This is a genomic window from Acidiphilium sp. PM (genome assembly GCF_000219295.1).
Taxonomy (GTDB): domain Bacteria; phylum Pseudomonadota; class Alphaproteobacteria; order Acetobacterales; family Acetobacteraceae; genus Acidiphilium; species Acidiphilium multivorum.
Genome location: NZ_AFPR01000316.1, coordinates 1 through 6305, shown reverse-complemented (window position 1 = coordinate 6305; position 6305 = coordinate 1). Strand labels below are relative to the sequence as shown.

Sequence of the window (6305 nt, the reverse complement as noted above, 5' to 3'; positions counted from 1 at the left end):
CCCCCTCGCCATTGCGGTCGGCGATGACGACATGCGCGCCGTCGCGCGCGAGCCGCGCCGCCACCGCGCGGCCGATGCCGCTCGCAGCACCGGTCACCAAGGCGACATGCCCGTCCAGCGGCTTCGGCGGCGGCTTGCGCGAAAGTTTGTAGAGCTCGAGCGGCCAGTATTCGATGGCGTAGCTTTCCGCATCGCTCAGCGTCTCGAAACCGCCGACGCTGCCGGCATGCCGCATCACCGCGATCGCCCGGCGATAGAGCTGGCGCGAGACCTCGGCAGCGCCGATATCGGCGCCCGAGGTCACCATGCCGAGGCCCGGAACCAGCACGATGCGCGGATACGGCGCCGCCATGCGGTCGCCCACCGCCGCGTGCGCCGCGAAATACGCCTTGTAGGCGTCGACGAATTCGGCGATTCCGGCCTTCGCCGCGGCCAGCAGCGACGCCGCGTCCCGCTCCGGCGTCCAGTCCAGCACCAGCGGCACCCGCTTGGTGTGGACCAGATGATCGGGGCAAGCGGCGCCGCGCATCGCAAGGTCGCGGCATGCGGCGGCGCCGACGAACTCCAGCACCTCGTCATCATCGTCGACGCGCAGCACCACCTTCCGCCCGTCGCCCAGCACGCCGGCCATCGCGCCGCGCAACGCGGGCAGCAGGGCGGCGAACAGGTCTTGCCGGCGCGCCGCCGCCGCGGCCTCAACCCGTGCCGCCCCGAACGGCGCATCCGTGGCACGGGCGGCAAGCCAGGCCTCCGCCTCCTCGATCACCGCGATCGTCTTCGCGTAGCATTCCGCCGAGGTCTCGCCCCAGGTGACCAGCCCGTGCTTGCCCATCACCACGCAGTCGAGCCCCGGATTGTCGCGCACCGCCGCGCCGATCATGCGCGAGAGCGAGAAGCCCGGCCGCACATACGGCACCCAGGCCGCGCGCGCGCCGAAGATCTCGCGCATCAGTTCCTCGCCGCGCGGCGAACAGGCGATCGAGATGATCGCGTCGGGATGGGTGTGATCGACATGCGGCGCCGGCACGAAGGCGTGCAGCAGCGTCTCGATGCTCTGCCGCGGCCGTCCGGGCTCGAACACGGTGCGTTCGAGATAGGCGGTCATCTCCTCGTCCGACATCTCTTCGCGCGCGAACAGCGGGTCGATCTCGTCGAGCTTCAGCGCGGCGAAATCGGTCTCGTTTATGCTGCCGAGATCGCTGCCCGATCCCTTCACCCAGAGCACCCTTGTCTTCCGGCCGAGGTGATCGGTCTCGACCGATTTCACCGAGGTATTGCCGCCGAAGATGTTGACGATGCGGCGGTCGGCGCCGAGCAGGCGGGAGCGGTGCGCCAGCGCGGCGAGCCCCTCGCCGGCGGGCGGCGACGAGGCGGCCCAGCCTGCGTATCGTTTATCGGGCACGCGGCCCAGAACGTCCTTCATCGGCTCTCTCCTCAGTCCCCATAGCCGCTGGCGGCGGCGGCAGTGCCGCGGTCGCGGCGGATCTCGCGCAGATACGACCCGTCGCGATGCGCCATCACCGGATCCTCCGGGAGGTTGCGCCGGCGCCGCCAGCCGGCGAGCAGCGGGCGCACATCGGTGCGGAACGCCTCCATGACGATGCGATGCGCGCCCAGCACGTCTCCCGCTTCCTGGGCAGCGGCCAGTGCTGCGCGATCGATCAGCAGAGCCTTCGCATAGGCCTCCTGGCAGTTCAGCACGCTCAGGATCATGCCCTCGATCTTTTCCTCGATGTTGAAGCTCTGATCGATCATGTATGAAACCGTCCGGGCGCAGGCGGCGGTGTCCGTGTCCGCATCCGCCTCGGCGGCGACGAGTTCGGCATAGATCAGGAACAGTTCGAGCGGATTGACCGAGCCGACGATCAGGTCGTCATCGGCATAGCGGCGGGCGTTGAAGTGGAAGCCGCCGAGCTTGCCCTCGTCGAGCAGCACGGCGACGATCGATTCGATGTTCACGCCCTGCGCGTGATGGCCGAGATCGACCAGCACCGCCGCCTGCGGCCCGATCGCCCTGGCATGGGCGAGCGCCGCGCCCCAGTCGGCCAGATCGGTATAGTAGAAGGCGGGCTCGAAGAACTTGTATTCGATCAGCATGCGCGCGCCCTCGGGCAAGAGTGCCGCGCAGGCTTCGAGCCCGCCGCGCAGCCGCCGCCGGCGGGCGCGGAAATCGTCCTGCCCGGCATAGTTGGTGCCATCAGCGAACCACAGGCTGAGATCGGTCGAACCCGTCGCCTTCATGATCGCGATGCATTCCTCGAGATGCGCCGCCGCCTTCGCCCGCACCGCCGCCTGCGGGTGGGTGAGCGAGCCGAGGCGGTAGTCGTCGTCCTGGAACAGGTTCGGATTGATCGCGCCGATGCCGATCCCGCGCGATGCCGCGAAGCGGCCGAGCGCCGCCGGATCGTCCACGCGGTCCCAGGGAATGTGCAGGGCGACGCGCGGCGCGATGCCGGTCTGCCGGTGCACCTCGGCGGCATCCTCGATCTTTTCCCACACGGTGCGGGCCGCGCCCGGCAGCGGGAACGTCTTGAACCGCGAGCCGGTATTGCCGAACGCCCAGCTCGGCGTCTCGATCGCCTGCGCATCGAGCCGCGCCATCACTGCTTCCTGGTCCATGTGTCCTCCCTGCGCCGCCGGCGCGTTCACGGCGCGACGATCACCCTGATGTCGGCTGCCTCGAGCGCCGCCATGTCCGCATCCGCCGGCGGCCGGTCGGTCACCAGCACGTCGATCTCGTCCATCGCCGCGATGGTCGCGAGCGCGCGGCGGCCGAATTTCGATGAATCCATCAGCGCCACGGTCATCGCGCCGGAACGCAGCATGGCGCGCTTCGCCCCCACTTCCGGCAGATGCGAGTCGGTCAGCCCCAGCGCGGCATGAAAGCCGCGCGCCGAAAAGAACACCTTGTCCGGATGCAGGCGCGACATCGATTCCTCGAACAATACCCCGGTGAACGAGCGGGCGGGCCCGTGGAACGCGCCGCCCACCATCACGAAGGGCACAGCACTCGCGGCCAGCGCATTGGCGGCGTCGAGCCCGGAGACGATCGCCGACACGTTCCGGTCATGCACCATGCGCACGAGGGCGAGCGCCGTGGTCGAGGCATCGAAGGCGACGGTGTCGCCCGGCGCGATGAGCGACAGCGCCGCGCGGGCGATCGCCGTCTTCGCCTCGGTGTTGCGGGCGGCCCGCAGCTGGTGGCTGATCTCCTCGCCCATCCGCTCGCGCAGCCGCGCGCCGCCGCGCACGCGCTCCATCAGCCCCTGGTCGACCAGCGCGTCGAAATCGCGCCGGATCGTCATTTCGTGAACCCCGAACTCCGCTGCGAGATCGCGCACACGCACCACGCCGCCGCCGAGCGAACGGCGCAGGATGTCCTGCTGGCGCTCCGAGGCCGGAATGTCCTGGCGTTGCGTTTCGCTCATCCTGCTGTTTGAAATCCCTGACAATCTAACATCATCATGTGCGCTATAAGATCATCGCCGTTCAAGAATATCAAGGCTTGAGCATGAATTTTTCGATCTCGAATATTGCACCGCACCAAATCGGCACGAAACTCAGAAATGACTTGACAGATTTATGTGCGCCGATGTTTGCTACATGTGACATCTGGTCGGGCCGTCAATCCGGCGCCGGCCGGGAACGTCGTGGTCCAAGAAACAGAAAGGAAACGCCAATGACCCTCGCGGCCCGACTCCGCCACCAGACCGCCTTCCGGCTCGGCCTCGGCCTCGCCGGCGCGATGATCCTCGCCGCCGGCGCGACGCCGGCCCGCGCCGCCGAGCCGACCATCGCCTTCGTGCCCAAGCTGATCGGCATCACCTATTTCACGGCGATGAAGCAGGGGCTGGATCAGGCCGGGAAGAAGTTCGGCGCGCACATCATCTACCAGGGGCCGACCACGGCCTCGGTCTCCGGCCAGTCGGAAATCGTGCAGAGCCTGATCAACAAGCACGTCACCGCGGTCGGCGTTTCCGCCAACAGCCCGACCGCGCTCGAGGCGCTCGCGAAGCAGGCGAAGGCAAAGGGAATCCTGTTCTATTCGAGCGACTCCCAGGTCGAGGGGCCGGATGTCGCCCTGCGCGTGCAGCAGACCAGCAACAAGGCGCTGGCCGACACGGTGGTCGACCAGCTCGCCAAGACGATCGGCGGCAAGGGCGATGTCGCCTTCGTCTCCGGCGGGCCGACCGCGACCAACCTGAACGCATGGATCGCGCTGATGAAGCAGCGCCTCGCCGCGAAATACCCGCAGATCAAGCTCGTCTCGGTCCAGTACGCCGGCGAGGACATCAACAAGGCGACGCAGGTCACCGGCCAGTTGCTGTCGGCCTATCCGCACCTGAAGGGCGTGGTCGGCATCAATTCGACCGCGGTGCCCGGCGCCGCCCAGGCGGTGCTGCGCGCCGGCCTCAGCGGCAAGGTCGCCGTGACCGGCATCACCGACCCGAACAGCATCCGCCCCTTCATCCTCGACGGCACGGTGAAGAGCGTGGTGCTGTGGAACCCGATCTCGCTCGGCTACCTCACCGGCTGGGGCGTGATCCAGGAGCTGGAGCACAAGCCGTTCAAGGCGGAAAACACGGTGCCCGGCCTGAAGCAGAAGGTGAAGTATTTCCCGAAGACCCACACGCTGCTGCTCGGCAATCCGATGGTCATCACCAAGGCCAATGTGAGCATGAATTTCTGAGGCCGGGATGCCCACGCCGTCCTCACCCCGGGTCGAGGTCTCGGGAATCCGCAAGCGCTTCGGCGGTGTGACGGCGCTGGGCGGCGTCGATCTCTCGATCGGGCGGGGCGAGGTGCATGCCCTGCTCGGCGAGAACGGCGCCGGCAAGTCCACCCTGATCCGCGTTCTCACCGGCGCGATCATGCCCGACGAGGGCGAGATCCGGATCGACGGCGCGCCCCGCCGCTTCGCCCACCCGCGCGACGCGCAGGCGGCCGGGATCGCCGCGGTCTACCAGGAGCCGATGATCTATCCGCACCTGACGGTGCTGGAAAACATCTTCACCGGCAACGAGATCGCCTCCGCCGCCGGCATCGTGCGCCGGCAGGAGATGGCCGAGGCCGCGCTCCCCTGGTTCGACCGGCTGGAACTCGATCCCGCCCTGCTGCACCGCCGGATGGGCGAACTCAGCCTCGGCTATCAGCAGCTCGTGCTGATCGCCAAGGCGCTGGTGCAGGACGCGCAGGTGATCATCTTCGACGAACCGACCTCGATCCTGTCCCAGGCGGAGACCGACCGGCTGTTCACCATCATCGGCCGGCTGCGCGCCGACGGCCGCTCGATCGTCTACATCACCCATCGCCTCGACGAGATCCGCCGGATCTCCGACCGCGTGACGGTGCTCACCGATGGCCGCGTCACCGGCAGCGCGGCGGCGGACGATCTCGACGAGGAGCGCCTGCTCGACCTGATGGCCGGCAAGGCGCATCGCGATTACGGCAAGCCGCGCGAGGACCGGCGGATCGCCAACGATGCCGATCCCGCCCTCAGGATCGAGAAACTGACCAGGGCGGGACTTTATGACGGCGTGGACTGGTCGATCCCGCCGGGCACGGTCACCGGCATCTACGGGCTGGTCGGCTCCGGCCGCAGCGAAGTGGCCCTCGCCGCGTTCGGCGCGCTCCCCGCCGACAGCGGCCGCGTCCTGCTGCACGGCCGGCCGATCAGCCCGCGCGATCCGGCGCAGGCCATCGCCCTCGGCATCGGCTACCTGCCGGAGGATCGCAAGCTACAGGGCATCTTCGCCACCAAGCCCCTCGAGGCGAACCTGACCGTCAGCACGCTCGACCGTTTCCTCCGCGCCGCGATGAGGCTCGATTTCGCCGCCCTGCGCGGCGAGGCGGCGCGGCTGATCGCCCATTACCGGATCAAGGCGCGGGACGAGACGGTGGCGATCGGCACGCTCTCGGGCGGCAACCAGCAGAAGGCGCTGTTCGCCCGCTGGGCAGGGCAGTCCCTGAAGGTGCTCATCCTCGACGAGCCGACCCGCGGCATCGACATCGGCACCAAGGCCGAGATTCACGACTTCATCCGCAGCCTCGCCGCCGGCGGCCTCGCCGTCGTCGTGATCTCGTCGGACCTGCCGGAGGTTCTGGCGGTCAGCGACCGGGTGATCGTGATGCGGCGGGGCACGGTCGTGCAGGTCGCCGAAGGCGAGGCGATGCAGGCCGAGACGATCCTCGCCGCCGCCGTCGGCGCCGCCGCGCGCGCGGCCTGACCCGGCGGCCCGGCGCAAGATGCAGGAAACGGACGCAAAACGCATGTCAGTCGACAACCCGGCGGGAACGCCGAGGAC

Annotated in this window: 5 protein-coding genes; 2 read left to right on the top strand and 3 right to left on the bottom strand. The window is 68.6% G+C overall.

Annotation, left to right across the window (positions count from 1 at the left end):
* From APM_RS23030 to APM_RS12045, 3 genes are all read right to left on the bottom strand, one after another.
* The coding region (locus APM_RS23030) for an SDR family NAD(P)-dependent oxidoreductase (protein ID WP_007423658.1) at positions 1 to 1423 on the bottom strand (1423 nt) is incomplete at its 3' end.
* Positions 1424 to 1434: 11 nt separating this feature from the next.
* On the bottom strand, positions 1435 to 2619 hold the full coding sequence (gene rhaI, locus APM_RS12050; protein ID WP_039888479.1) for an L-rhamnose isomerase: 1185 nt from the start codon (positions 2617 to 2619) through the stop codon (positions 1435 to 1437).
* A 26-nt stretch (positions 2620 to 2645) separates the two neighbouring features.
* Positions 2646 to 3428 (bottom strand): DeoR/GlpR family DNA-binding transcription regulator, encoded by a 783-nt coding sequence (locus APM_RS12045; protein ID WP_012040461.1) that lies wholly within the window; start codon positions 3426 to 3428, stop codon positions 2646 to 2648.
* 251 nt (positions 3429 to 3679) lie between these two features.
* Between APM_RS12045 and APM_RS12040 the strand changes: the two genes are divergently transcribed.
* Positions 3680 to 4690 carry an autoinducer 2 ABC transporter substrate-binding protein gene (locus tag APM_RS12040; protein ID WP_007423655.1) on the top strand — a complete coding sequence of 337 codons (1011 nt, stop codon included), beginning with the start codon at positions 3680 to 3682 and terminating at the stop codon, positions 4688 to 4690.
* Positions 4691 to 4697: 7 nt separating this feature from the next.
* Positions 4698 to 6227, top strand: a complete 1530-nt coding sequence (locus APM_RS12035; RefSeq protein WP_007423654.1) for a sugar ABC transporter ATP-binding protein — start codon at positions 4698 to 4700, stop codon at positions 6225 to 6227.
* Positions 6228 to 6305: the final 78 nt, after the last annotated feature.

Bases quoted from the DNA above. Each gene is read 5' to 3' on its own strand.
- APM_RS12040 (WP_007423655.1), top strand. From the start codon at position 3,680: ATGACCCTCGCGGCCCGACTCCGCCACCAGACCGCCTTCCGGCTCGGC.
- APM_RS12045 (WP_012040461.1), bottom strand. From the start codon at position 3,428: ATGAGCGAAACGCAACGCCAGGACATTCCGGCCTCGGAGCGCCAGCAG.
- APM_RS12035 (WP_007423654.1), top strand. From the start codon at position 4,698: ATGCCCACGCCGTCCTCACCCCGGGTCGAGGTCTCGGGAATCCGCAAG.
- rhaI (WP_039888479.1), bottom strand. From the start codon at position 2,619: ATGGACCAGGAAGCAGTGATGGCGCGGCTCGATGCGCAGGCGATCGAG.